Annotated in this window: 25 protein-coding genes and 2 pseudogenes; 16 read left to right on the forward strand and 11 right to left on the reverse strand. The window is 70.1% G+C overall.

The window, feature by feature from the left end; all coding sequences use genetic code 11:
• Positions 1–42: 42 nt before the first annotated feature.
• Entirely contained in the window at positions 43–957 is a 915-nt protein-coding gene (locus tag J5X86_RS13830; RefSeq protein WP_208517071.1) for a LysR family transcriptional regulator, read from the reverse strand.
• 33 nt (positions 958–990) lie between these two features.
• Here J5X86_RS13830 and J5X86_RS13835 point away from each other — a divergent pair, with 33 nt between their 5' ends.
• The 4 genes from J5X86_RS13835 to J5X86_RS13850 are packed head-to-tail and all read left to right on the forward strand — an operon-like array spanning position 991 to position 3316.
• Entirely contained in the window at positions 991–1248 is a 258-nt protein-coding gene (locus J5X86_RS13835; protein WP_243980342.1) for an MFS transporter, read from the forward strand.
• Between the two features lie 8 nt (positions 1249–1256).
• Positions 1257–1595 carry a hypothetical protein gene (locus J5X86_RS13840; RefSeq protein WP_208517072.1) on the forward strand — a complete coding sequence of 113 codons (339 nt, stop codon included), beginning with the start codon at positions 1257–1259 and terminating at the stop codon, positions 1593–1595.
• A complete protein-coding gene (locus tag J5X86_RS13845) occupies positions 1588–2418 on the forward strand; it encodes an alpha/beta fold hydrolase (RefSeq protein WP_243980345.1) in 831 nt (276 codons plus the stop codon). The genes J5X86_RS13840 and J5X86_RS13845 overlap by 8 nt, the downstream gene beginning before the upstream one ends.
• 19 nt (positions 2419–2437) lie before the next feature.
• Positions 2438–3316 carry an AraC family transcriptional regulator gene (locus tag J5X86_RS13850; protein ID WP_208517499.1) on the forward strand — a complete coding sequence of 293 codons (879 nt, stop codon included), beginning with the start codon at positions 2438–2440 and terminating at the stop codon, positions 3314–3316.
• An 18-nt stretch (positions 3317–3334) separates the two neighbouring features.
• Here J5X86_RS13850 and J5X86_RS13855 read toward each other — a convergent pair.
• A pseudogene (locus J5X86_RS13855) lies at positions 3335–4145 on the reverse strand (isocitrate lyase/phosphoenolpyruvate mutase family protein); the annotation flags it as partial.
• Positions 4146–4303: 158 nt separating this feature from the next.
• On the opposite strand from J5X86_RS13855, the gene J5X86_RS13860 reads away from it, so the two are divergent.
• The 5 genes and pseudogenes from J5X86_RS13860 to J5X86_RS13880 all read left to right on the forward strand — a co-directional run bounded on the left by J5X86_RS13860 (position 4304) and on the right by J5X86_RS13880 (position 10866).
• Entirely contained in the window at positions 4304–4801 is a 498-nt protein-coding gene (locus J5X86_RS13860; RefSeq protein ID WP_243980347.1) for a pyridoxamine 5'-phosphate oxidase family protein, read from the forward strand.
• Between the two features lie 345 nt (positions 4802–5146).
• Positions 5147–8566: a CARDB domain-containing protein gene (locus J5X86_RS13865; protein ID WP_208517073.1), complete on the forward strand. Its 3420-nt coding sequence runs from the start codon at positions 5147–5149 to the stop codon at positions 8564–8566.
• A gap of 102 nt (positions 8567–8668) precedes the next feature.
• Positions 8669–9391 (forward strand): HEAT repeat domain-containing protein, encoded by a 723-nt coding sequence (locus J5X86_RS13870; RefSeq protein WP_208517501.1) that lies wholly within the window; start codon positions 8669–8671, stop codon positions 9389–9391.
• Positions 9385–10389: pseudogene (locus J5X86_RS13875) on the forward strand (MerR family transcriptional regulator); the annotation flags it as partial. The gene J5X86_RS13870 and the pseudogene J5X86_RS13875, both read left to right, overlap by 7 nt.
• A 114-nt stretch (positions 10390–10503) precedes the next feature.
• Positions 10504–10866, forward strand: a complete 363-nt coding sequence (locus J5X86_RS13880) for a cupin domain-containing protein (protein WP_243980426.1) — start codon at positions 10504–10506, stop codon at positions 10864–10866.
• Positions 10867–10971: 105 nt separating this feature from the next.
• Here J5X86_RS13880 and J5X86_RS13885 read toward each other — a convergent pair whose 3' ends face one another.
• Positions 10972–12423 (reverse strand): amidase, encoded by a 1452-nt coding sequence (locus tag J5X86_RS13885; RefSeq protein ID WP_208517074.1) that lies wholly within the window; start codon positions 12421–12423, stop codon positions 10972–10974.
• Between the two features lie 158 nt (positions 12424–12581).
• The gene (locus tag J5X86_RS13890) at positions 12582–12941 is read right to left on the reverse strand and encodes an excisionase (RefSeq protein ID WP_078645052.1); all 360 of its coding nucleotides are present in this window, start codon (positions 12939–12941) and stop codon (positions 12582–12584) included.
• Positions 12942–13030: 89 nt separating this feature from the next.
• Here J5X86_RS13890 and J5X86_RS13895 point away from each other — a divergent pair, with 89 nt between their 5' ends.
• The 3 genes from J5X86_RS13895 to J5X86_RS13905 all read left to right on the forward strand — a co-directional run bounded on the left by J5X86_RS13895 (position 13031) and on the right by J5X86_RS13905 (position 16087).
• Positions 13031–13981 (forward strand): Clp protease N-terminal domain-containing protein, encoded by a 951-nt coding sequence (locus J5X86_RS13895; protein WP_243980349.1) that lies wholly within the window; start codon positions 13031–13033, stop codon positions 13979–13981.
• A gap of 13 nt (positions 13982–13994) precedes the next feature.
• Positions 13995–15107, forward strand: a complete 1113-nt coding sequence (locus tag J5X86_RS13900; protein WP_208517076.1) for an NAD(P)/FAD-dependent oxidoreductase — start codon at positions 13995–13997, stop codon at positions 15105–15107.
• A 206-nt stretch (positions 15108–15313) separates the two neighbouring features.
• On the forward strand, positions 15314–16087 hold the full coding sequence (locus J5X86_RS13905) for an SDR family oxidoreductase (RefSeq protein ID WP_208517077.1): 774 nt from the start codon (positions 15314–15316) through the stop codon (positions 16085–16087).
• A gap of 69 nt (positions 16088–16156) precedes the next feature.
• Here J5X86_RS13905 and J5X86_RS13910 read toward each other — a convergent pair whose 3' ends face one another.
• The 3 genes from J5X86_RS13910 to wrbA form a co-directional block, all read right to left on the reverse strand.
• Positions 16157–17056 carry a LysR family transcriptional regulator gene (locus tag J5X86_RS13910; RefSeq protein ID WP_208517078.1) on the reverse strand — a complete coding sequence of 300 codons (900 nt, stop codon included), beginning with the start codon at positions 17054–17056 and terminating at the stop codon, positions 16157–16159.
• 124 nt (positions 17057–17180) lie between these two features.
• Entirely contained in the window at positions 17181–17474 is a 294-nt protein-coding gene (locus J5X86_RS13915; RefSeq protein ID WP_208517503.1) for a muconolactone Delta-isomerase family protein, read from the reverse strand.
• A 184-nt stretch (positions 17475–17658) separates the two neighbouring features.
• Complete coding sequence (gene wrbA, locus J5X86_RS13920; protein ID WP_208517079.1) at positions 17659–18270, reverse strand: NAD(P)H:quinone oxidoreductase type IV; 612 nt, start codon at positions 18268–18270, stop codon at positions 17659–17661.
• 190 nt (positions 18271–18460) lie between these two features.
• On the opposite strand from wrbA, the gene J5X86_RS13925 reads away from it, so the two are divergent.
• Positions 18461–19081 (forward strand): TetR/AcrR family transcriptional regulator, encoded by a 621-nt coding sequence (locus J5X86_RS13925; protein WP_208517080.1) that lies wholly within the window; start codon positions 18461–18463, stop codon positions 19079–19081.
• Here J5X86_RS13925 and J5X86_RS13930 read toward each other — a convergent pair.
• Together J5X86_RS13930 and J5X86_RS13935 are read right to left on the reverse strand one after the other, a co-directional pair.
• Positions 19071–20465: a cytosine permease gene (locus J5X86_RS13930; protein WP_208517081.1), complete on the reverse strand. Its 1395-nt coding sequence runs from the start codon at positions 20463–20465 to the stop codon at positions 19071–19073. The two genes, J5X86_RS13925 and J5X86_RS13930, sit on opposite strands and share 11 nt — an antisense overlap.
• Entirely contained in the window at positions 20465–21721 is a 1257-nt protein-coding gene (locus J5X86_RS13935; RefSeq protein WP_208517082.1) for a serine hydrolase, read from the reverse strand. The genes J5X86_RS13930 and J5X86_RS13935 overlap by 1 nt, the downstream gene beginning before the upstream one ends.
• A 122-nt stretch (positions 21722–21843) precedes the next feature.
• Here J5X86_RS13935 and J5X86_RS13940 point away from each other — a divergent pair, with 122 nt between their 5' ends.
• A complete protein-coding gene (locus tag J5X86_RS13940; protein WP_208517083.1) occupies positions 21844–22773 on the forward strand; it encodes a LysR family transcriptional regulator in 930 nt (309 codons plus the stop codon).
• A 26-nt stretch (positions 22774–22799) separates the two neighbouring features.
• On the opposite strand, the gene J5X86_RS13945 is transcribed toward J5X86_RS13940, so the two are convergent.
• On the reverse strand, positions 22800–22979 hold the full coding sequence (locus J5X86_RS13945; RefSeq protein WP_208517084.1) for a hypothetical protein: 180 nt from the start codon (positions 22977–22979) through the stop codon (positions 22800–22802).
• A gap of 190 nt (positions 22980–23169) precedes the next feature.
• On the opposite strand from J5X86_RS13945, the gene J5X86_RS13950 reads away from it, so the two are divergent.
• On the forward strand, positions 23170–24432 hold the full coding sequence (locus tag J5X86_RS13950) for a hypothetical protein (protein ID WP_208517085.1): 1263 nt from the start codon (positions 23170–23172) through the stop codon (positions 24430–24432).
• A 24-nt stretch (positions 24433–24456) separates the two neighbouring features.
• Here the strand turns inward: J5X86_RS13950 and J5X86_RS13955 are convergent, their stop codons facing one another.
• Positions 24457–25032, reverse strand: coding sequence for a TetR/AcrR family transcriptional regulator (locus tag J5X86_RS13955; protein WP_208517086.1), 576 nt, complete (start codon positions 25030–25032; stop codon positions 24457–24459).
• Between the two features lie 104 nt (positions 25033–25136).
• Here J5X86_RS13955 and J5X86_RS13960 point away from each other — a divergent pair, with 104 nt between their 5' ends.
• Positions 25137–25592, forward strand: coding sequence for a DUF1772 domain-containing protein (locus J5X86_RS13960; RefSeq protein ID WP_208517087.1), 456 nt, complete (start codon positions 25137–25139; stop codon positions 25590–25592).
• The last annotated feature ends 6 nt before the right edge of the window (positions 25593–25598 follow it).

Raw genomic sequence — 25598 nt, forward strand, 5'->3', positions numbered from 1 at the left:
GCGGGCACAGGCGTGCTTCCTCCCCCTTCCCAGGTGGGGAAGTCAGTGCATGGGCAGCAACCGCGTGGCGGCCGCGGTGATGGTCCGCGCGGCGTGGGTGAGGACGGGGATCTCGCCGGCTCCGCGGCGGGTGACGGACATGATGCGGCGGGCCGGGGCCGGTTCACCGTGCAGCGGGAGACGTGCCACCAGCGATTCCTCGCTCAGTTGCGCCAGGCGCGGTACGAGGATGACGCCGAAGCCGTGGGCCACCAAGGCGGTGCCGGTGCCCCACTCGTCCGCGTGGTGCGCGATGTGGGGTGTGAAGCCCGCGCTCATGCAGGCGGCGAGCACCAACTGGTGGTAGGTCGTGCCCGGGTTGCCCACGATCCACGGTTCGCGCGCGGCGTCGGCCAGGGTGACCCGCCGCTGCCGGGTCAGGGGGTGGTCCCGGGGGACGACCAGGTCCAGCGGGTCGTCCAGCAGCGGCCGCTGGTCGAAGCGCCCGTCGGTCATGGGCGGCGAATCGGCGGTGACGACGAGCAGCGCGAGGTCGGCTTCTTCCGAGAGCAGCAGGTCGAAGCAGCGGTCGGGTTCGGCCTCGATGATCCGCACCGTGAGATGGGGATGGGCGTCGCGCAGGTCGGCCGCGGCGGGAGGCAGCAGACGGCTGGCGGCGGTGGAGAACCCGCACAGGGTGACCTGTCCCGTGGGCTCGGTACCGGCGGCGGCCAGCTCGGCTCGGGCGAGCTCCCACTGTTCCTGAAGGCGCTCCGCGTGGCGCAGCAGGATGCGGGCCGCGTTCGTCAGGCGGATGCCGCGGCCTTGCTGCACCACCAGGTCCGCTCCGACCTCGTCGGCGAGCCGGCGCAACTGGTAGGAGACGGCGGAGGGGGTGTAGTGCAGCGCCCGTGCCGCGGCGGTCACCGAGCCGTGCTCGGCGACCATCTGGAGGATCCGGAGCCGGGAGTCAATCATGAAAATATTTTGCACGGTGACGCCGAGAATCGTTTGATTTTCCTCGCCTCCCTGATGGTCCTGACGGCGGGCGCCTATCTCCCCAGCCCGCTCTACCCCGATTACCAGCGTCTCTTCGGCTACGACGACCTGGTCATGACCCTGCTCTTCGCGACGTTCGCGCTGGCCGGCGGTCCGGCGCTGCTGCTGTGCGGACCGGCGGCGGATATCGTCGGCCACCGGCCGGTGCCGCCCTGTACCTGCTGTTCTACTGGGGGTCGGGGGCACCCGCGGTCGCCGTCGGGCTGCTGACCGCCTGGATGCCGCTCACCGCGGCGGTGACCCGGCTCAGCTGGGCCGGAGTCGCCCTGACCGCGCTCGCCCTGTCGGCCACCTACTGCCTCGCCTTCTCCGAGCGGCGTCGCACGCGGGCGGGCATCCGCGGTCTCCCCGGTCTCCCCGGTCCACCGAGCTACGGCAAGTCCGGCGACACCGTGCTCCGGGCCGCGGGAACGGAGAGCCGACCCGTCCGGTGCCGGGCCGCCCGCGGCTTCGTGTCAACCTCGGCCGCAGCCGGGGAACTCGGCATCGTCACCGCCACGACGACATATGTACAAGACCGACGGTCGGCGGCCCCTGCACCATCCCCGCATGAGTGAACACAGCGTTGAGCTCTCGCACGGGATGCATGTGGTCCACGACGGCCCTCGGCAGGCACCGCCACTGTTGCTCATCCACGGATCGGGGGCCTCGGGCGGCTTCTGGGGCCCGGTGGTCCCGGCGCTCGCCCGCCACCATCACGTCATTCGGGTCGACCTTCCGGGCTGCGGCCAGTCCCCGCCCGCGGCGTCCTATGACGTGCCCGCGCAGGCGGGTCAGGTGGCGGCGCTGCTCGATGGCCTCGGCCTCCGTTCCGTGGTCGTGGCCGGGCACTCCAGCGGCGGCTACGTCGCCACCGCGCTTGCCGAACACCGCCCTGACCTGGTCAGATCGCTCGCGCTGATCAGCAGCGGCCCGAGTCTCGACGCCCTCCTGCCGCAGCCGCTCCTCCTTCGGGTGCTGTTGGCCCCGCCCCTCGGCCCGCTGCTGTGGCCGAGGCGTTCGGACGCGACGATCCGCAGGGGAATCAGCGCGACGTGCGCCCGCCCGGTGGACGTTCCGGACGACCTGGTCGCCGACATACGGAGGATCACCTACCCCGCGCTCAGGACCGTGCTGCGCTGGAACGCCGCGTACATCACCGAGCGGAGCGTGCCCGAGCGTCTCGCCACCCTCGAGGTCCCCGTACTGGTGATCTTCGGTGCTGCCGACCCCCGCTGGGAGCCCTCGTCGGCGCACCAGTACGACGCGGTGCCGGACGCGCGCATCGAGCTGCTGCCCGGCGTGGGGCATGTGCCCATGCTCGAGGAGCCCGACGCGACCGGCACCCTGCTGCTGGGCTTCGCGGCAACGGGCGTTGACACCCCGCCCGTGACGCCCTGAGACCTAGACTGGTCGCGTGATGTCGGCGGGGACACCATTCGACTGGGCAGCGGTGGACGTCGCGGTCCCGCGCCCGTCCGGTCGGCTGCCGGGGGTCAGCATGGCCGGGTTCCGCCAACGTGTCCCCGCGGCGGTGGACATCGCCATGGTGGCGCACCCGTCCGTCACCCTGCTGCTCGACCTGAGCGAGGGAGACGGCCTCGTCTACGACGCACACGGTAGGCATGGGCGCGGCAGTGTCGTCGTCGGGCTCCACCCCGGCGAGCTGCGGGCAGGCGGCCGGGTGGGCGAGTGCCTCCAGATCCGGCTGGAGCCGGTCGCGGCGGCCGCGGTGCTCGGCCCGTCGGCCGAGCTCAGCGGGACGGTGGAATCCCTCGATGATGTCTGGGGCGCCGACGCCTGGCGAGCCGAGGACAGGCTGCGTGCCGCCTCGTCGTGGGACGAGCGGTTCGCGATCGCGGTGGACATCCTCGGCCGATGGCTGGGCCCGCGCCCACCGGTCGACCCGGAGGTGGCCCACGCCTGGCGGCGGACGCTCACCGCCCGGGGGCGGGTGCGGGTCGAGCGCCTGGCGGAGGAGGTCGGCTGGAGCCGCAAGCGCCTGTCGGCCCGCTTCCGCTGCCAGCTCGGCATCACACCCAAACGCGCCGCACGACTGGTGCGGTTCGACCACGCGGCCCACCTTCTCGCGGCGGGTCACGCCGCCGCCGACGTTGCCACCGAGACCGGCTACGTCGACCAGTCCCACCTCCACCGCGAGGTGAAGGCGTTCACGGGGCTCACGCCCACGGCCGTGGCCGTCGCGCCGTGGCTCGCGATCGACGATGTGGCGTGGCCGACTTCCTCGCCGCCCCGGAGGCCGGGTGCGGTGATCGCGGAGGCGCAACCCACCTCGTGAGACCGCACACCGGGGTTCGGAGAGCAGCGCGTTGAGTTCGGGGAAGGTGATCGCGTCGACGAGGGAGCCGTAGTCACCGGTGTCGAAGAGCTCCTGCGCCGCGCGGCGAGCGGCAGCGTACGCGGCCTGCGCCACGCCGGAGCCCAGGCTGACGCGGGCCACGCCGAGGGCGCCCAGCTCGGCGACGGTCGGGGCGCCGGGGCCGGCCATGACGTTCAGCGGTCCCGAGATGTCTTTGGCCAGCGCCGCGATCGTGGTGGTGTCGGTGACACCGGGGACGAAGATGCCGTCCGCACCGGCGTCGAAATACATGTGCGCCCGGGACAGGGTTTCCTCAAGTCGGGTGTCCGGGTTCCCGAGCCCCAACAGGTACGTGTCGATACGGGCGTTGAGGAAGAGATCCGCCCCCGCCCGGTCAGCGGTCCGCCGGGCGACCGCCAGCCGCGTCGCGAGCTCGCCCGGGGGCCTGGTGCCGTCTTCGATGTTGACGCCGACGGCGCCCGGCCCGCCGCGAGCACCCCGGTGATGGTCTCGGCGACGTCGGCCGCGTCCTGCCCGTACCCGCCTCGATGTCGGCGGTGACCGGAACCGCGACCGCGGCGGTGATGCGGGAGATCGTCTCCAGTGCCTGGTTGCGGGCGAGCGCCTCGCCGTCCGGGGAGCCCAGCGACCAGGCGACGCCGGCGCTGGTGGTGGCGATCGCGGGAGCGCCCGCGGATTCGATGACGCGAGCGCTTGCGACGTCCCAGGCGTTGGCGAGCGCGAGGGGCCCGGCGAGGGTGTGCAGGGAGCGGAAGAGGTGGGCTTTGGCCTGCTGCGTGGCGGTCATGCGGGTAGCCAAACACTGCCGGGTGGTCATTTCCGGCAGGAATCCGACATCGGCGTCGACCTTGCCGAATCTCGGCGCGGCCACCGGTCGCTGGTAGTAGGTCTCGCGCCTCATGCGCGCTGTGAGCCCGCTGGCTAGGGTCGGCTCCCATGCACCCCATGCACCCCATGCACCCCATTCACTCCACGCACCCCACGCATCCCACGGGAATCGTTCGTCGCCAGGCGGCGGAGCGAAGGCGCGACACTCTGGACCGGCTCGTCGCCGAGCGGGATGTATGGGTGTCGACGGGGCATCCTGAGCGCGGACCGCACCAGGTGCCGCTGTGGTTCCTGTGGGATGGGCAGGCCGTTTGGATGTGCACCAGCGCCACTTCGGTGACGGCGCGGAACGTCCGCGAGGAGCCGCGCGTGCGCCTGGCACTGCCGGACACCTTCGATGTGGTGCTTCTCCAAGGGGAGGCGGAGTGCTTCCCGGATCAGGAGGTCCCCGGAGACGCGGCCGAGGCATTCACCGCCAAGTTCGGGTGGGACCCGCGCGCGGAGGAGGGGCCCTTTCTCTACGTCCGCGTGGTGCCGAAGACGGTGCTCGCCTGGCGCGGCGAGCCGGAACTACGCGGGAGAGCCATCATGCGCGACGGGACGTGGCAGGAGTAGCCGCGCCGCCTCCGAGGAGGCAGCGCTCACGGCGATGGCGGCCAACTGAAGCACTCAGCGGCCAAGTACTACCCCGTACCAGGCCGTTGACAAAGTCGATGGGCAGTAGAAATCTGTCGTCAAGGCACTGCAAAAGATAGACGAAATTACTCAACTCTTGCACTGCGGCTGGCTCGGCTTCTTCACCGCGACATCGTCTGGGCCCGCTGAACACCGTCATCGTCCACCAGGCGCACCGCTCCCTCATGCCTGCGTGCTCCCTGCCCCGAGAAATCCTGCGCGTCTGTGGGCGGCGGGTGGCGGGGCCGGTTGCGAGCGCTCAGGGGAAGGGATCGAGAGGGCCTCATGAGAAGAAGACATCACGGTCGGCGGTTAGCCGCCGGGCTTGTGACGGCGGGTCTGCTCACGGTCGGGCTGCTGCCCGTGACAGCCCATGCCGCGGAGGGAACCCATGCCGCGGAGGGAGCGAACCTGGCGCTGGGCAGGCCGGTGACGGCCGGCGGGGCACACGGCTCCTACCCGGCGAGCAATGTCACCGACGGCAGCCAGTCCTCCTACTGGGAGGGTCCCGCGGGCTCGTTCCCGCAGTGGGTGCAGGTCGACCTCGGGAGCAAGGCGGACATCGACGAGGTGGTGCTGAAGCTCCCCGCGTCGTGGGAGTCCCGCACCCAGGGCGTGAGAGTCCAGGGCAGCGCCGACGGCCAGAACTTCACCACCGTGGTCGCCGAAGCGCGCAAGGACTTCTCGCCGTCGTCCGGCAACACCGTGGCGCTCGACCTCACGGCCGAGGCGCGGTACGTGCGCGTACAGGTGACCGGCAACACGGGCTGGAACGCCGCCCAGCTCTCCGAGGTGGAGGTGCGCGGGGAGGCCGGCGGGGAGAACCCCGAGGACCCGCCCGCGGGCACCAACCTGGCCCTGCGCAAGCCGATCGAGGCGTCGTCGACCACCCAGAACTACATCGCGAGCAACGCCAACGACGGCAGCACCGCCACCTACTGGGAGGCGAGCGGCCAGTCCTCGACGCTGACCGCGAAGCTCGGCGCCGACGCCGATCTGACCGCCGTCGTCGTCAAGCTCAACCCCGATCCCGTCTGGAGCACCCGGTCGCAGAGCATCCAGGTGCTGGGACGGCCGGCCGGGGAGTCCGGTTTCACCTCGCTGAAGGACCGGGCCGACTACACCTTCAACCCGTCGCAGAACAAGAACACGGTGACCATCCCGGTCACGGGCCGGTACGCGGACGTACGGCTGCAATTCTCCGGTAACACCGGTGCCGGCGGGGGACAGGTCGCCGAGTTCGAGGTCGTCGGCGCGGCCGCGCCCGCCCCCGACCTGACCGTCACCGATCTCTCCTGGTCGCCCGAGTCGCCCTCCGAGACGGACGCGGTCACCGTCGAGGCGACGGTCCGCAACGCCGGGACGGTCGCCGCGCCCGCGACCACGGTGAACGTCAGCCTCGAGGGCACGGTCGCCGGCAGTGGCGCGGTCGACGGGCTCGCGCCGGGCGCGTCGTTGAAGGTGCCGGTCAAGGTCGGCAAGCGGGCCATGGGCAGCTACACCGTCTCCGCCGTCGTCGATCCGACCGACACGGTCCCTGAGCTCGACAACACCAACAACAGCCGCAACGCCGCCTCGAAGCTGGTCGTCGGCCAGGCCCCCGGACCGGACCTGGAGGTCACCGGCATCACCACCAACCCCTCCAGCCCGGCCGTCGGCGCCAAGGTCACCTTCACCGTCGCGGTGCACAACAGGGGTACGAGCGCGGTGCCCGCCGGATCGGTCACCCGGCTCACCGTCGGCGAGACCACGCTGAACGGCACGGCGGGCACCGTCCCGGCCGGTGGCACGGCCACCGTGGCCATCAGCGGCGACTGGACCGCCACCAACGGGGGAGCGACGCTCACCGCGACGGCCGACGCCACCGGCACCGTCGCCGAGACCAACGAGGACAACAACACCTTCGCCCGCTCCCTCGTCGTCGGACGCGGCGCCGCCGTGCCGTACACCGAGTACGAGGCGGAGGACGGCCGGTACGACGGGACCCTGCTGAAGACGGACGCCAAGCGCACCTTCGGGCACACCAACTTCGCCACCGAGTCCTCCGGGCGTGAATCGGTCCGGCTCGACACCACCGGTCAGTACGTGGAGTTCACCTCCACCACCCCGTCCAACTCGATCGTCGTCCGCAACTCCATCCCGGACGCGGCAGCCGGTGGCGGCAAGGAGGCGACCATCAGCCTCTACGCGGACGGGAAGTTCGTCCGCAAACTCACCCTGTCCTCCAAGCACAGCTGGCTCTACGGCACGACCGACGACCCGGAGGGCCTGACCAATCGGCCCGGCGGCGACGCCCGGCGGCTGTTCGACGAGTCCCACGCCCTGCTCACCGACTCCTACCCGGTGGGTACCAAGTTCCGGCTCCAGCGGGATGCCGGTGACGACGCGGCCTTCTACATCATCGACCTGGTCGATCTGGAGCAGGTGGCGGCACCGGCCACCAAGCCCGCCGACTGCGTCTCCATCACCGACTACGGGGCCGTGCCCAACGACGGCATCGACGACGCGGACGCCATCCAGCGCGCCGTCACGGCGGACCAGGAGGGCCAGATCCCCTGCGTGTGGATTCCCGCGGGCCAGTGGCGCCAGGAGAAGAAGATCCTGACCGACGACCCGCAGAACCAGGGCCAGTACAACCAGATGGGCATCCGGGACGTCACCATCCGCGGTGCCGGGATGTGGCACTCCCAGCTCTACTCGCTCATCCCGCCCCAGGAAGCGGGTGGCATCAACCACCCCCATGAGGGCAACTTCGGCTTCGACATCGACGACAACACCAAGATCTCCGACATCGCCATCTTCGGCTCGGGCACCATCCGCGGCGGCGACGGCGGCGCCGAGGGAGGGGTCGGGCTCAATGGCCGCTTCGGCAAGAACACCAAGATCGCCAACGTGTGGCTCGAGCACGCCAACGTCGGCGCCTGGGTCGGCCGCGACTACTCCAACATCCCCGCGCTGTGGGGGCCCGGTGACGGCCTCGAGTTCAGCGGCGTACGGATCCGCAACACCTATGCCGACGGAGTCAACTTCACCAACGGCACCCGCAATTCGACCGTCTACAACTCCTCCTTCCGCAACACCGGCGACGACTCGCTCGCCGTCTGGGCCAACAAGTACGTGAAGGACACCTCGACGGACATCGGCCACGACAACCACTTCCGCAACAACACGATCCAACTGCCCTGGCGGGCCAACGGCGTCGCGGTTTACGGCGGCTACGGCAACACGATCGAGAACAACCTGATCTCCGACACCATGAACTACCCGGGGATCATGCTGGCCACGGACCACGACCCGCTGCCCTTCTCGGGCCAGACGCTCATCGCCAACAACGGCCTGTACCGCACGGGCGGCGCGTTCTGGGGCGAGGCGCAGGAGTTCGGCGCGATCACCCTGTTCGCCCAGGGGCAGGACATCCCGGGGGTCACGATCCGCGACACCGACATCCATGACTCCACCTACGACGGCATCCAGTTCAAGACGGGCGGCGGCACGATGCCCGGCGTCCGGATCGAGAACGTCACCATCGACAAGTCCAACAACGGGTCCGGGATCCTCGCGATGAGCGGGGCGCGCGGCAGCGCCACGCTGACGAACGTGACGATCACCAACTCGGCCGAGGGCGACGTGATGAAGGAGCCCGGCTCGCAGTTCGTGATCAACGGCTCCGCGAACCGGTCCTCCGCATCCGCATCGCGCGACTGAGCGCCGTTCCACAGGACGCACCGGCTCCGGCCCGTGACCAGCGGATCTTCCGATCCGCCGGTCACGGGCTTGACCTTGACACGGTGATAACGTGTGCCCTGGGTGCAGGAGGTGGCCCCGATCAACACAACAATCGGAACCCCGCAGAACACCCGAGTGGCCAACGCCCTGAGCGCCGACGACCCGTCGGTCCGGCTTCAGGCGGCCCTGGCGGTCGGCTCGAACCCCGACCCCGGCTTCCTGGAGCCGCTCGTCGAACGGTGCGCGGTCGAGCCGGACTTCTTCGTACGGGACATGCTGTCCTGGGCGCTGACCCGCCTCTCGCCGGAGATCACCCTGCCCCGGATCCGCCGGGAACTCGACGCTGAGCGCACTCAGGCCCGCAGCCAGGCGTTGCACACGCTCTCCAAGATCGGCGACAAGGGCGCGTGGGCCTGGATCACGCGCGACCTGCTGCGCGACGCCGACGACGGGATCGCGCGGACCGCGTGGCGCGTCGCGGTCGTCCTCGTACCCGAGGACGAGAAGGAGGACCTGGCCGACGAACTGGTCACGCAGCTCGGCCGCGGCGACCGCGATGTGCGGCTCAGCCTGAGCCGGGCCCTGGTCGACCTCGGCGACGTGACCGAGCGCGCCCTGGAACAGGCCGCGGCGAACGAAGACCCGGCGGTGGCCACGCACGCCCGCGCCACCGAGCTGCTCCGGCAGAACCCGGAGACCGGCTTCGACGCGGCCATCGACGAGGCGAAGCGAGCCGCCACACTCGGCCCGGAAGGAGCCGCTGCCGCGGCGTCCGCGAAGACTGCGGAGATCGCGGATTGCTGATCGGCGAGGTGGCCCGTCACTCGGGGGTGAGCGCCCGGATGCTCCGGCATTACGACGCCCTCGGGCTGGTGCGCCCGACCGGTCGCACCGTCGGCGGCTACCGCGAGTACTCCACCGAGGACGTCCGCAGGATCTTCCACGTGGAGAGCCTGCGGTCCCTCGGGCTCTCGCTCAAGCAGATCGGGCGCGCGCTGGACGACCCGGCCTTCACCCCGTCCGCGCTGGTCAGCGACCTCATCCAATGGACGGAAGACCGCTTGGCGCGGGAAGCGGAGCTGCTCGACCGGCTCCGCGCGATCGATGCGTCGGCGCCCACCGGCTGGCAGGACGTCCTGCGCATCGTCGAACTCATGCAGGGGCTCAACTCGACCAGCGCCGCGCGCAGGCAGCAGGCCGTCCTGGCCCGGCCGGGGGACGTGCCGGTTCCCGCCGAACTGCTGGCCGGGGCGGTCCTGGCCGAATCCGACCCCAACGTCGCGGGCGCCCTGCGCTGGGCCCTCGCCCGATCGGGCGGCGATGGCGTGGCGACGCTGGCCGCCGGCGTGCACTCGGAGGACGTCGACATCCGGCGGCGCGCGGTGCTGGCGATCGCCGAGCTGCCCGAGGCCCCGGGCGCGACCGCGGTGCTTGCGGACGCGCTCGGCGACCCGGACCCGACGGTGCGCAGGCAGGCCGCTCTGGCGTCGGGCAGGCGTGGCGTGACCGCGGCCGTGCCGACCCTCGTCGACATGGTGGTCGAGGGCTCCAACGACGTCGATGCGGCAGAAGTCCTGGGAACGCTGTCCCAGGACCCCGGATGCGCGGACCGGATCATGACCGCACTGGCCGACGAACTCGCCGCCCCCACCGCGGACTCCGCGACACGGATACGCCTGGCCCAGGCACTGGTCGAGCAGTCGGGGACCGCCGTGCAGGAGGTTCTGCGCCAACTGGCCCACGACGACGACCACGCTGTCGCCCTCGTCGCCTCGTCCTTCGTCGGACTTCTCGAAGAACGGAGGCAGGGCTGTCACAAACGGGGAGGCCGTCTTGTCCTTTCTATGGACAGTCCCTGTTTGGAGGAACACATGAGTGCTGAGCACGCGCACCTGCCACATGGCGTTGAGGTGATCATGACCCTGCCGGAGGCGGCGGCCCGCATCCCGGCCGGCGCCGAGGCCAGGACCGTCCGGGTCACCCTGCCGCCCGGTGACCCTGGCGCGCCGCCGCACCGGCACCCCGGACCGCTGTACGGCTACGTGACCGAGGGCGAGATCCTCTTCGAGCTGGAGGGGGAGGCGCCCCGGGTGCTCAAGGCTGGTGACGCCCTGTTCGAGCCCGGGGGAGACGTGATCCACTACCAGGGCGCCAACAACCTTCCGGACGCGCAGTCGCAGCTTGTGGTGACCATGTTCGCGCCGCCCGGTACCCCGGTTCTGACCGTGGTCAGCCCAGAGGAACTGGCCGAACGACGGCACCTACGGGTGGCCGACTGAAAAGCTCGGTCACACGTGTGCGGGGCAGCCGGATCACATAGCCGAGACCCGGCTACCCCACACAGCTTGACCTGGGCCGGAGTCGCGGACACCCGGTAGGACGCCCTACTTCGGTGGCTGGAAGCCGCCGATCTTCTGCTCGAGCAGTTCGGCCAGCCGCAGCGGGGTGCGGTCCTCGAACATCGGACCGAGGAGCTGCACTCCCACCGGCAGACCCTCGGGGGACCGGCCCGCTGGTATGGCGGTGGCGGGCAGGCCGGGCATGGTGGCCACACCGGCCCAGACGAGCTGGTCGAAGTACGGGTACTCGACGCCGTCGATGTCGAGCCGGCGTTCCCTCGGATCGGGGTTGTGGTCGTGCGGGAACGCGGGAGTGGGCGTGATGGGACACACCACGGCGTCGAACTCGGCGAAGAGCTGCCGCCAGCCGTGGCGGTGGAGCTCGCGACGGCTGTTCGCCCCGATCCAGTCGCGGTGGCTGAACACCATGCTGCGCAGCCGCGCCGCATCGAGACTCTGGTCATCCGCGCTCAGCGCGGCGGCGCTGGTCCGCAGCTGCTCGTACGCCTCGATGGGGAAACGTGCGATCTGGCTCGAAAACAGCAACTGCGTGTAGAGCATCGCGGCTTCGGTCAGATCGGGCAGCAGCGGACTGTGCCGTTCGACGCGGGCACCGGCGTCGACGAGCGCGTCGGCCACCCGGTTCACGCCCGCCCGTACAGCGGACCCGGTCGGAATGAGCGGATGCTCGTCGAGGACCAGGACCCGGAAGTCGCCAAGCCGCTCGTGGCGCGCGGGCGGCAGCGTCACGTCGTGCGCCACACCGAGCGTCAGCGGGTCCGGTCCGGCCATGACGTCGAGCAGGAGCGCGAGGTCGCGGGCAGTGCGCGCCATCGGACCGACGACGGCGAGGTCGGGGTCGGCCGGCAAGGCCGGCGCGGGCGGCGGGACCATACCGCGGCTCGCCGCCAGCCCGAGTGTCGGCTTGTGTGCGTAGACACCGCAGAAATGCGCGGGGGTGCGCAATGAACCGGCGATGTCGGAGCCGATGGACAGCGCGCCGAATCCGGACGCCAGGGCCGCCGCCGATCCGCCGGAGGATCCACCCGGCGTCCGACCGTGATCCCATGGGTTATTGGTGGTGCCGTAGATCTCGTTGAAGCTCTGCACATCTTGCAGCCCCACGGGCACATTGGTCTTACCGAGCACCACCGCGCCCGCGGCCTTGAGCCGTGACACCTGGACCGCGTCCTCGGCCGGGAGGTAGTCGCGGTGTTGCGGCATGCCCCAATTCGTGGGCAGCCCTGCGATGTTGTAGGACTCCTTGACCGTCACCGGAATGCCGAGCAGCGGCCGGTCCTCACCACGGGCGCGCGCCTGGTCGGCACCGCGCGCGGCGGCCCGTGCACGGTCGAAGTCCGGCACACAGATCGCGTTGATCGCCTTGTCGTCCCGCTCGATACGGGCGATCGCCTGGTCGGTCAGTTCCGCCGAGGTCACTTCACCGGCACGCAAAGCGGCCGCGAGTCTTTCGGCCGTCTGAAAATTCCACTCCATAAATCCGACCGTAACGGCCTCTGGAACAGGCCATAAAACGCTTCTCAACGCAACGGGATGGATGCCTCAATACGCAGCAAGTTCCTCTCCGCCAAAGACAGTTCGCCCGCTGGCGCCGGCGCTGTCCCGGGCCGATGGCGCGGTGCGGCTCGCGCCGGTTACTTCCGCTCCAGCGCGGCCAGTCGCAGCTCAAGCTGGTCAACCCGGTGCCGTAGCAGGGTGACCTGAGCTTCCAGGCTGACTTCCCGTTCCGCTCTGCGTTGAATGCGCGGTGACGCGGCGGCGCGCTCGATCACCGCTTCCAGTTGGACCAGGCGCTGCGGCCCGTTCGGACCATCCACCAGCCGGGACCGGATCTCGCCGTTGCGGTACCAGGACCGCAGGGCCGAGCGGGAAACGCCGGTCTCGGCCTCCGCCTTGGCCAGCGTGACCCAGGGTGTCTCGTCCAGCCGCTCGAACAGCTCCAGCTCATTCTGCCAACGCGCGAGCCGGTCCTCCCAGTCCGACGGTGTCTCCATCACACCCTCCCTTCGCCACGGTGACCCTATTAATAGCAGTGTATTGACAGGGTTGCGACCATGGAGCCATGCCATTTGAAAGGTTCACAATGGAAGCCCGCAAGGTGGTCGTCACGGCTCAGGAGGAGGCGAGGCTGCTCAAGCACCACCACATCGGCACGGAGCACATCCTGTTGGGGCTGCTCGACGCGCCGGACAGCACGGCGGCGAAGGTTCTGCACCGGCTCGGGTACGACAAGGAGACGGCACGGGCCGATATCGCCGCGGTGGTCACGCCCGGCACGCAGGAGCTGAGCGGCCATATCCCGTTCGCGCCGCGCGCGAAGAAGACGCTGGACCTCGCCGTGCGCGAGGCGCAGCAGCTGCACCACACCTACATCGGTACGGAACACATCCTCCTCGCTCTGGTCAGCGAAGGTGAGGGCGTCGGCGCGAAGACGCTTGCCGAGCGGATCAGTCCGATCAGCAAGATCCGTGCAGCGGTGCTGGCCTCAGCGGAGGGATCGCAGGACGTCGCGGCCGGCCCATGGCCGGCCGGCACGCCTGCCACCGAGGACACCGTGTCCGCCGCCGGCGCGCTGGCCGGTGGCGCACCGGTCGGCAGCCATCACCTTCTAGAGGCGATGCTGCGGGCGGAGAACAGCATGGCGGCCAGGGTGCTGCGCGAACTCGGAGTCGACCCGGACGCGGTCGCCGCCAAGATCGACGAACTGGACCCGGAGACGACCACGGACGCGAACCCGGAGGAAGCCGCCGCGCGCAGGATGGAAATCCGGCTGGTCGACGATGAGGTGCACCTGATCCTGCGGGACCCGGCAACGGTCACGATGGCCAAGAACGTCACCGAGCTGTCCGGCGGCCCGATCCATGGCGTCGGGCCGGTCGCCGGGATGTTCGTCCCACTCTGGCGGTCGACCAACCAGCTACTGCTGCAGATCCAGCGCGTGCTGGAACCGGAACCCGAAGAAGCGGACGGATCCGCCACGAGCAAGGTGGCCAAGGCCGTACGCACAGTGCTCGCGCCCCGGCTCCGCCGGTGAATCGGAGGCAACCATGACCATCAGCATCGTTGGAGCCGGCTTGGGCGGCCTGGCCCTTGCCCGTGTGCTGCACGTGAACGGCATCGATGCCGTCGTGTACGAACGCGAGCCGTCGCGCGACGCGCGCGGTCAGGGCGGCATGCTCGACCTGCACACCGGGACCGGTCAACGGGCGATGCGCGAGGCCGGCCTGATCGACCAGTTCCGCGCGATAGCCCGTCGTGAAGGCCAGGACCTGCGCCTTCTGGAGCCGGACGGCACCCTGCTGCTGCAGGAGGACACGCCCGAGGACGCCCCGCTCGACCGACCCGAGGTCGACCGGGCCGATCTGCGTAATCTGCTGCTGGATTCGCTGCCCGAGCACGCGGTGCGTTGGGGGCACGCGTTCGAGCACGCCGATAACGGCCTGCTGCACTTCGCCGACGGCAACAGCACGACGTATGACCTGCTGGTCGGCGCCGACGGCGCGGACTCCCGGGTCCGCCCCCTGCTCACCGACGCCCGACCAACGCACACCGGCCAAAACGTTGTTGAGCTCGGGATTCCCGACATCGACCGCACCCATCCCGATCTCGCGGCGATGGTGGGGCGCGGCAACTACTGGGCGCTCGGCAACGGACAATCCCTGTCGGCGCAGCGCAACGGCGACGGCCGCGTACGCATCTACCTCAGCTTCTACACCGCCGAGGACTGGTTCGGAAGCAGCGGCATCCCGTTCGACGACCCCGCCGCCGCCCGGGCGCGGCTGATCGACCTGTTCACCGGCTGGGACGCACGGTTCACCGCGCTGATCGCCGCCTGTGACGACACGGTCCTGCCGCGGTCGATCACCACGCTCCCGGTCGGCCTGACCTGGCCGTCGACGCCGGACATCACACTGCTCGGCGACGCCGCGCACCTGATGCCGCCGGTGGGGCAGGGCGCCAACATGGCGCTGCTCGACGGCGTCTTGCTCGGCCTCGCGCTGGCCGCGCACCCGGACGACTTTCCCGCCGCCGTCAAGGAATACGAACGCGAGATGTTCGAACGCACCAGCGCTGCCGGCCGGCAGTCCGCCCGTATCCAGGAGATCCTGATGTCGCCGGACGCCGGCCGGAAGATGCTCGCGTTCTTCCAGCCGGGCTGAAGGTATACGGATTGCCGGGGCGCCTTGCCATAGGAATCCCCTATGGCACCTGCTGACATTTCGTCTTTGCCTCTCCTTCCTTTCCGGTTCTACCGTAAAACCACTCGACGAGGTGCTCACCGCGCTTTCTTCGGAGATTCGCGCTCTGCGCATGTCGATTCTTTTTCCGTCGAGCGGACAATGACGCGATCGAGAGGACCGGTGGCATGGCCACAATCGAGAACGGATCGGGAACGCGCGAACTCGCGGGAAAGCGGGCCCTGGTCACGGGGGGTTCTCGCGGAATCGGAGCGGCCATCGTGCGTCAGCTCCTGGACGCGGGCGCCGAGGTGCTCACGACCGCCAGGTCGGCGACGAGCACGGTGCCGGAAGGGGCCACCTTCGTGGCGGCCGATGTGCGGACCCGGGCCGGCGCGGAGGAGCTCGCCGCGGCCGCGCGGAAGGTGCTCGGCGGGGTGGACGTCCTGGTCCACAACGCGGGTGGGGCGCGACCGCACGAGGGCAGTTCGGCCATCTCCGACGAGGAGTGGCAGGACGCGCTGGACCTGAACTTCCTGGCGTCGGTGCGGCTGGACTCGCTGCTGGTACCGGGTATGCGGGAGCGGCGTTCGGGGGTGATCGTGCACATCTCGTCGGCCGCGGTCCTCACCCCGGTAGGGCCGTTCCTGCACTACACGGCGGCGAAGGCGGCGCTGGAGAACTACAGCCGGGGGCTGGCCGTGGAGCAGGCCCCGTTCGGGATCCGGGTCAACACGGTGTCTCCCGGCAGGGTCGCCACCCCCGGCGGCGAAGAGACGCGGGAGCAGTGGGCGCGGCTGGACCTGGCGCCGGGCCAGAGCGACGGCGCCATCGCGCCGCTCGGGCGCGACGGTGAGCCCGACGACATCGCCCAGGCGGTGCTGTTCCTCGCCTCCGGCCGGGCGAGCTGGCTGACCGGAAGCAGTCTCATCGTGGACGGCGGAGAATTCCCCAGGGGCTGACGCCGACGGAATTCCGGAACGCTGATTCAAAGAAAAAGAATGGAGCGGCGCCCGCCTCCTTCTCGACCGTCAGGAAACCGGCGAGAAGGAAGCGGGCTCGCTCCAGGTCTCTTTACGCAGGAGTTCCAGCAGGACCGTCTCTCCCGGGCCCGCGCCCTGCCGGACCACGGCGATGACGGGCTGGGACACGACCGGGAACACCGGGCGCGCGAGGTGCTCGTAACCGTGGGGCACCGCGGAGACCGGGACGAGCGTCACCCCGAGCCCGTGGGCGGCCCAGCGCACGGCCGTCGCCGTCTGGGACACGCGGGCGACCGTGGTCGGGGCCGGCTCGTTGTTCCGCCGCACCACCTCCAGCAGCACGGCGTCGAGTGCGCTGTCGCGATCGAACCTCACCCACGGCTCCCCGTCCAGTTCGCGCAGCTCGACCCGGTCCGCGGCGAGCAGCCGGTGCCCGGCGCCCAGCACCACGACGAACTCCTCGTCGCCGAGGTGGTGGGCGTCGTCGGGGGTCTGCTCGCACGCCGCCATCAGGGCGAGGTCCAGCACGCTCCGGCGCCCCAGCCGCTCCAGCTCGGCGGAGCTCGGCTCCTCGAAGACGGTGACCTCCAGCCGTGGGAAGCGGCGGCGCAGCGCGGCAAGGGCGCCCGGCAGCTGCCGCGTGCCGAAACCCATCTGCACCGCGACCACCAGCTCGCCCACCAGCTCATCGGCACCGGCCCGCGCCGTCGCCCTCGCCCGCCGCGCCGCGCTCACCGCGGCCTCCGCCTCCCGCAGGAACGCGCGGCCGACCACGGTGGGCACCAGTCCGGTCGGTGTGCGGGCGAACAGTTCCACGCCGAGTTCCCGCTCCAGGCCGCGGATCTGCTGGGACACCGACGGCTGAGCGACGTGCAGCCGCTCCGCCGCCGCCGTCACCGAGCCCTCCTCGGCGACGGCCAGGGCGTACTCGAACTGACGAAGGCTCATCGGCTCCCGCCCCCTCCCCGCGGTGGACCGCGGACCACCCGTTGTCGTCGTTGTAACAGCAGGTAACTCGGTTCCGTCGGCGGAGATTCCCGGGAGCACGGCAGCGGAGCCTGGATCAGGCGATTCAGCCGGTCGGGCCCGGGTCGTTGGGATGCGGCTGTACGGCGGTGACCACCGCGGTCATCCAGGGCCACAGGGGCAGGGTCCCCAGCACCTTCGCGCGCAGATCCGCCTCGCTGTCGGCGCGCCACACACCGATGCTGCGGAGCTCGCCCACCGGGCGCCACAGCCGGACCAAGTGGCCCGCGGAGGCGAGCTCCTTCGCCCGGGCCGACTCGTCCGCGCGGCGTCGGCCGACCTCGGCGGGGTCGGTGCCCTCGGGCACGGTGGTGGTGAGCTCGACCAGGAACTCCTTCATGGTCATGTTCCTCTCCGTGAGGTAGGGGGTCTCGGGGCGGTCGGCCGGAACCGTCCGTGAGGGCACCGTCGGGTGCCTACGGCGCCGGGCGGCCCGCATCGCTTCCGGATGGGGATATGGCCGGCCGGCCACCACCGGGTGACGAGGCGGGGCCGCGCCGACGGGCTTGCGTCCAGCGGACTGATCAGGCAGCGGCCTTGAGCGCGGTGGCCATCCTGACCGCGCGCTCGGCCTGGATACGGGCGGCGGTGCGCGTGGTGTCGTCGACGGGGTTGGTGCCCTGGGCGTCGACATGGGAGGTGCCGTAGGGGTTGCCGTCGGTGAACTTGGCCGGGTCGGTGAAGCCGGGGCTGACGGTGATGCCGCCGAAGTGGTGGATGGAGTTGTAGAGGGCGAGGAGGGTGGACTCCTGGCCGGCGTGGGCGGTGGCGCTGGAGACGAAGCCGCTGTAGACCTTGTCGGCCAGCTTGCCCTGGGCCCACAGGCCGCCGAGCGTGTCGATGAACTGCTTGAGCTGCGCGGAGACATTGCCGAAGCGGGTGGGGGTGCCGAAGAGGACGGCGTCCGCCCACTCGATGTCGTCGGGGGTGGCCTCGGGGATCTCGGCGGTGGCGGCGTGGTGGGCGGCCCAGGCGGGGTTGGAACCGATGGCCGCCTGGGGAGCGAGCTCGGCGACCTTGAGCAGGCGTACCTCCGCGCCGGCCTTGACGCCCGCGTCGCGGAGCTCCTTGGCGATCTCGGCGATGGTGCCGGTGGACGAGTAGTACACGACGGCGAGCTTGACGGGGGTGGTCACAGTGACTCTCCACTTCAGGGGGATAACCGGTGCAGGCGGTCGGTAGTCGACCGACCGGCTAAAGATTAGTGGACCGGTCGTCTAGTCGCCGGCATGGAGCCAAGGGGGACAGGCCGACCCCCGGGCGTCCGGCGGGACGCCCGGGGGCTGCGGATTCTCGGTATAGACGATCGGTCGTACACTTGCCGCCATGGGACGCACCAGTGATGCGAAGGAGAAGATCCTCAACGCCGCGCACTCGCTCATCGAGCTGCGTGGCTACTCGGCGCTGGGTGTCGCCGAGATCTGCAAGGCGGCCGACGTTCCCAAGGGCAGCTTCTACTACTTCTTCGAGTCGAAGGAGGCTCTTGCCCTGGCCGTCCTCGACGAGCACTGGCAGACGCAGCGCGGCGACTGGGCCCGGACCCTGCAGGACGACGGGGAGCCGCTCTCGCGGCTGCGCCGGCTGTTCGAGCAGACCCAGGCCAGCCTGCACGCGGGCCAGCAGAGCTGTGGAACGGTCTCCGGATGCATGTTCGGCAACCTCACCCTGGAACTGAGCAACCAGACCGAGCCCATCCGCGCACGCCTTCAGCAGATCTTCGACGCTCAGGTGGAGATGGTCGACACGGTCATCGCCGAAGCCCGGGAGCGCGGAGAGGTCACCGTTGGCGACACCCATGCCGCTGCCCGGTCGGTCGTCGCTCAGCTCGAGGGCCAGGTGCTGTTCGCCAAGCTCTACAACAACACCCAGCACCTCGAAGCCCTGTGGGACAACTGCCTGGCGCTGCTCTCCGCACGCCCGACGGGCATGGCGGCCGTCAGCTCCTGACCAGTCCGGGAGCGACCGGCCGGGGCCGTCGGTCGGCGAACAGCTTGGTGCCGGCGTAGTACCCCACCGCGCCCACGACCAGCCCGACGAGCCAGGACAGATCGGCGCCGCCGAGGGATCGCACCAGCGGGCCGACGTAGATGCTGCTGTTGATGAACGGCAGTTCGGCGGCGATCGACACCAGATAGACGAGCACCGCCCACCAGGTGAAGGTGCCGTACCGTCCGTTCTTCGTCAGCAGTTCGGGAATGTCGTAGTGGCCGCGGCGAACGAAGTAGTAGTCGGTGAGGTTGATCGCGGTCCATGGCACCAGCAGGTAGAGCACGAACAGGGTGATGTTCTGGAACGTCTCCAGCAGGCTGCCGCTGGACAGGATGGCAAGCGCGCTGGCGAGGGCGGCGAAGCAGATGACGAAGATCGCCCGGGCCGTCGCGGTCGAGCGCACCCTGCCCTCCGCGGAGAGCGCGCTGAGCACGGTGAGGAACGCACCGTAGGGACCTTCGGCACCCGCCGGGACCAGCCCGAGGAGCAGCGCCGCGACCAGGAGCCAGCCGAACGACGGGAAGCGGTCGGCCAGGAACCCGATCGCGTCGGAGTTCACCGCGTCGCTGTTGACCGTCGCCGCCATCGCCCCGATGACCATCGTGGCCGCGCCGCCCACGGCCGAACCGAGGTAGGTGTAGGAGAAGGTGACCCTGGTCGGCGTGGACTCCGGCAGGTAGCGGGAGTAGTCGGAAACGTAGGGCGCCCAGGTGACCTGCCAGGCGACGCACACCGAGATCGCGGACACGACCACGCCGATGGAGTGCGTGGTGGGGCCGGGCGGATGGCTGGGCAACTGGGGGAGAAGCCGTACGAACAGCGCGAGGAACGCCACGCCCGAGATCACCGCGACCACCCGGCTCGCCGCGTGGATCAGCCGGTATCCCACCAGGGGGATCAGCAGCAACACCACGTTGAACACCACGATGCCCAGGGCCTTCGGCAGATGCGCCCAGGTGGCGATCGCCTGTCCGGCGACGAGGCTGCCCTCGACGGCGAAGCCGAGGTACATCAGCACGACCATGACCGAGGGCAGTATCGCGCCGTAGAAGCCGAACTGGGCGCGACTCTGCACCATCTGCGGCAGGCCGAGTTGGGGCCCCTGCGCGGAGTGGTAGGCCATGAACAGCGCACCGACCAGGTTTCCCACCAGGATGCTGATGATCGACCAGGTCAGGCCGAGTCCCATCCCGACGGGCACCGCACCGATGATCAGGGTGTTGATCTGGACGTTGTTGGAGAACCACAGGGCCAGTTGGTGCCATGGCCGGCCGTGGCGTTCCGCGGCCGGAATGTGTTCGATCGTGCGCCGCTCCAGCGCGAACGACGGGTGCTGTTCCATCACATCGCCCGTGCGCCGTCGACGGCCTCGGCGATCGCGGCCAGCGCCGCGGCATGCTCGGCGCGGCCGTCCCGGGGGTGCGGAAGGCTGGAGAACTTCACGATGACGACGTTCCGGACCGGGTCGAGCCAGAGGTACTGGCCGAAGATGCCGATTCCGAAGAACGTGCCCACCGAGTCGCCGGGCGCCCACCACTGGTTGCGGTATGTCCCGTGGGGATAGATCGACCCGAGATCGCGGTCGGGCAGCACCGCCGTCCGGCCGCCCCGGCGGGTGGCGCGGACCCACTCCTCGGGAATGACCTGGCGGCCCGCCACCATGCCGCCGTCGAGCACGCACCGGCCGAACCGGGCCAGATCACGGGCGGTGGCGTGGATTCCGGCGCAGGCGTACGGGTTGCCCACCGGGTCCAGGGTGATCACGGCGTCGTGTTCGGCGCCGATCCGGGACCAGATCCGTTCACCGAGCAGGTCCGGATAGGGCCTGCCCGCGGCGCGCTCCAGCACCCAGGCGAGTACGTCGGTGGTGGCCGAGCAGTACTGGAACCGGAGCCCGTGCGGGCCGTCGGGGGCCAGACCGGCCAGGAAGGCCCGCACGCCATCGGGGTCGCCGTCGTGGCGGGGCCGCCAGCCGGCCGCGCGGTCCCCGATCCGCACCTGTGATCCCGGGTCGTCGTAGTCCTGGCTGTAGTGCAGCGCCGCGGTCATGTCCAACACGTCGCGCACCGTAGCCGTCCCGTACGCCGACGACGCGAGTTCCGGAACGTACGACCGCACCGGAGCCGAGACGTCCAGGGTTCCGTCGGCCACCAGGCAGCCCGCGGCCATGCCGGCGATCGACTTGGAGATCGACATCAGCGCATGCCGACGGTCCGGCGCAGCCTCGCCGTAGTAGCGCTCGAACAAGAGCTGGTCGCCCCGCAGCACGACGATCGCGTCGGTGGCCGTGCGTGCCAGGAACTCGGCCACCGTCGAGGAACCGTCGGCGGTCGCGATCGGCACCTCGTCCAGCTTTGTCCCGGCCGGGACGAACCGGCGGCAGGCGGTGTGGCCGCGCGGGATCACCGCGGTGTCGAAGAGCGGCTCGGCATGGTTGAACGCCCACCGGTTGGCCGGCGGTTCCAGCCAGTTCTCCACCGTGGCCGGGCTTTCCGGAGAGGCGTCGGCCGCCGTGGCCGGCACCCCCTCCCCGCCGGGGCTCGTCGGGCGCCTGCGCGAAGGCGCGGTGTCGGTCTGCTCGCTCACAGGCTCGCTCATGGCTCTGGCTCCTGGTCCGGATGGGGCGTTCAGTGAGGCAGAACTCAGCGTCGCGAACTCGCATCATGCTGTCCAATACCGATTGCTTCGCCGATCCCATGCCGATTCGGCATAATGCGCGGGTGGAACTCAAACGCATCCGCTACTTCCTCGAGGTGGTCCGCGCCGGCACCGTCACCGCGGCGGCGGAACGGCTGCACATCGCCCAGCCGGCGGTGTCCCGGCAGCTGCGCTACCTGGAGACCGAACTGGGACTCGTCCTGTTCGACCGGATCGGGCCGAGACTCCGGCTGACCAGCGCGGGACGCCAGTTCGTCGAGGTCGCCGAGGATCTCGTCCGCCGAGCCGACCGGATCGAATCCGCGGCCCGGCAGATGGCCCGCGGCGAGCTGTCCCAGGTGGTTGTGGCCGCCGCCCAGACCACCATCACCGAAGTGCTCGCACCGTTCGTCGCGACGCTGGCCCCCGACGATCCGTTCATCTCGGTACGCGAGGTGCCCGCGGACCAGATCCACAGCACCGTGCGCGAATACGCCGACCTCGGCGTCGCCGCGGGGCCGGCCGACGATCCGACGCTGACCTGGCGCCCGCTGACCGACGTTCCGTTGCGGGCCTATGTCGCCCCCGGCCACCGCTGGGCCACCGAGGGCCGACATGCGATCACGATCTCCGAGCTGGTCACCGAGAACCTGTTGCTGCTGACCCGGGAGCACCCGGCGCGCGGGATCCTGGACCGGGCGGTGTCCCAGGCGGGCCTGACCTACGAGCGGGTGGCCGAAAGCGGCAACGCCCTGATGTGCGAGGCGCTCGCGGCGAGCGGTTTCGGCGTCGGTGTCATCACCGACCTGCCCCGGTTCGGCGGCCACCCCCTGCTGATCGACACCGGCGCACGGACGACACTGCGCCTGTCACTGCACGCCTGCTGGTCGCCGCACCACTACGCGGCGGGCGCGCTGGCCACCGTCGTGGACCGCCTCGCCGGGTTCGCCGCGACATACGTCCACGACACCGCATGGCGAACCGGGCCGGGATCCCCGGGCGGGCCGAGCTGATCGGCCGATGCGGCACCGAGCCCCGGTCAGTCATGGGTGGGGCCGGGAGCTGTGCTGTCACCCTCGCCGTCCTGCCGCGTGCGGCGGTGGTGGTAGGCGCTGCGGACGTTGCGGGCAACGGCGATCGCCGCGGCGGTGAGGAGGGCGGAGGCGAGGTTGCCGGTGAGGTCGTGGAGGAGGAAGTCCTCCAGGCTGTCCCAGTCCATTGGTTGGTGGCGTCCCGTCTTGCTCGCGGATGACTGACGCCTTCACCGTTCTCCCAGGTCAAAGTGTTGCGGAAGGGTGCAACACCCGCCTGTCGGCACCTTTTTCCCTTGATCGATTTTGTCCGGTCCCGCCGAATGGGGAGACTGGTGCGCCCCGAGAACGCGGGGTGTGCCCGGACGGGGGGACGGGATGGACGCTGAAGCCGTCGACGGCGAGTACCGGCTGGCGAGCGATGCCTACGCCGAGGGACTGCGCATCGCCTACCAACAGATCCCGGACTCATACCGGACGTTCGCGCGCAGGCAGGAGGTCACGTTCGACTACACGGCCGTGTCGCGCTTCCTGTCGGGCGACAGGGTGGCGCCCCCGGAGTTCATCGACTGCCTGGCCTTGGTACGTCGGGCCGTGAACGCCCCACTGCCCGCGGCGGAACAGGCGCGGCTGCGGGAGTTATGGCTGGCGGTGATGCGGACGAGCGGCAATCCCCACCACCGCCTCGCCTATCTGGAACATCAACTGGGCACCGTACGCGAGCGGCTGATGCAGGCGGAGGAACGGGCCGGCACCGACCGCCGACGCTTCGAAGCCTTGCAGACCCGCCTTGAAGCCCTCCAGGAAGAGCTGGGGAAGGCACGCGTCGCCGCCGGCCGCGCGCGGGCACTTCGCGAAGAGAACACCTGGCTGCGGCGCCAGCTCGTGGCAGCGGCCGGCTACGTCAAGGACACCGAACGAGAGCTCGGGGAAAGCGAGCGGCGGCGCACGGACCTTCAGGAGACGGCCCGCCTGCTGGAGCAGGAAGTCGCCGTGCTCCGTCGGCAGGTTGAGTCGCTGCATCAGGAAGCACCGGCAGCCGTCCCCGCATCCGCGGGAGGCGCCAAGGTCGGTGTCGGGGCCGCTGCCGGTACTCCGAGCGACCCGGCGGTGCGGACCCTCCCCAGGACGATCATCTCCCGTATCGCTTCTCATCAGCTCACCCGATGGCAGCAAGGCGTGGTGTTGGTAGCCGGTATCGGAGTCACCGTGGCGCTCACGTCCTGGATTCGAAATTCCATCGACTGGCTTCCAGGGATGGACTACGCCAAGGGGGACAGACCTTCGGAAACCGCCAAGGAATGCAACCTGGAGACGGGCTGCTCGCCGGCTTACTGGTCGTGGAAGATCCCATCGGGCGGCGCGATCGAAACGACCTTCTGGCTCGATATCTCCGACAAGAGCCAGCAGCCTCGGGGAACCCTCGAAATCCTGAATGGAGATCGATGCGAGGGAACCGTCGAATGGGCCATCACCGCAGGTACCGGGCAGGTTTCGGCGGGCACCGTCACTGCCGGCAAGACCACGTCGGTCACTGGCAGCGCGCCATCCCACAGCGGCCAGATCACCATCTCCGCGCGGCGCACCGACAGCGAAGGATGCCAAGCAACCCTGTCCTGGACGGATGCGCGAGTCGAATGAACTCCCGCCGTCGCCCGCGGGGCCTCAGCGGGGGATGAAGCGGTCGATCAGGAGGGCGAGGCGCTGGGGGACCTGGTCGGCGGGCATGCGTCCGGCACGGGTGAGGGTGACCAGTCCGTGCAGCGCGGCCCAGAACGTCTCGACGAGCAACCCCGGTGCATCGGAGCCCGCGTGGTCGTGGAGCGGGTCCAGCAGGGCCTGGTACGCCTCGCGCAGGGGGGCGGGCGTGGCCTCGTCGGCGAAGGGCAGGCCGTTGTCGAGGCTGAACATCGCGTCGTACAAGGCATGGTTGCGCTCGGCGAAGTCCGTGTAGGCGTGGGCCAGCGCGGTCACCGCCTCCCGGTCGGCGGGCCCGTCCGGCACCGCGGCGCGCAACGCGGTCTTCAGCTCGGCGAATCCCTCCAGCGCGACCGCCCCCACGATCTCGTTCCTGCTCCGGAAGTGGCTGTAGAGCACGGGCTGGCTGTACTCGATCCGCTCGGCGAGCCGGCGCGTGGTGACCGCGTCCCAGCCGTGGGTCTCGGCGAGTTCGCGGGCCGTTGAGACGATCAGCTTGTGGCGGTTGGCCCGCTCGCGTGCCTTGCGTTCGTGTACTGACATGACCCGATCCTAGCACCGCTAGACAATAGCGCGTCGGCAGGTCTATCGTCGCATCGGATTCTAGCGGTGCTAGGAATCGGTGCTGGGAAATCTTTGGAGGGGACATGCAGAACGTATTGGCAGTCGTCACGGTCGTCGTGGTCGGAGTGATGGTGGGCGTGGAGTTCGCGGTGGCGGCGTTCGTCAACCCGATCCTCGACCGGCTCCCGAACGACGGCGGACTCGACGCTCGCAGCGACGGGGCGCGCGTCCTGGGCAGGGTCATGCCGTTCTGGTACATCGGCTCGGTCGTCCTCGGCGCGGTGTGGGCCGCGGTGACGTGGGGTGACGCGGGCGCCTCGTTCATCACCGCGGGCACGCTCCTGCTCGTGCTGAGCGTGGTGATGTCGATCCTCCTGCTCGTGCCGATCAATTCGCGCGTCGCGACATGGTCGCGCGAGGGCGTGCCCGCGGACTGGAAGCAGCAGGTGGGACGGTGGGACCGGTTTCACTACGTTCGCGTGGGCGTCATCGTGCTCGCCTTCGCGCTGTTCGCCGTCGCCCTCGGCCGGGGCGTATGACCAATG

Origin of the sequence: Streptomyces sp. NEAU-YJ-81 (assembly GCF_017592595.1) — a bacterium.
Lineage (GTDB): Bacteria > Actinomycetota > Actinomycetes > Streptomycetales > Streptomycetaceae > Streptomyces > Streptomyces hygroscopicus_B.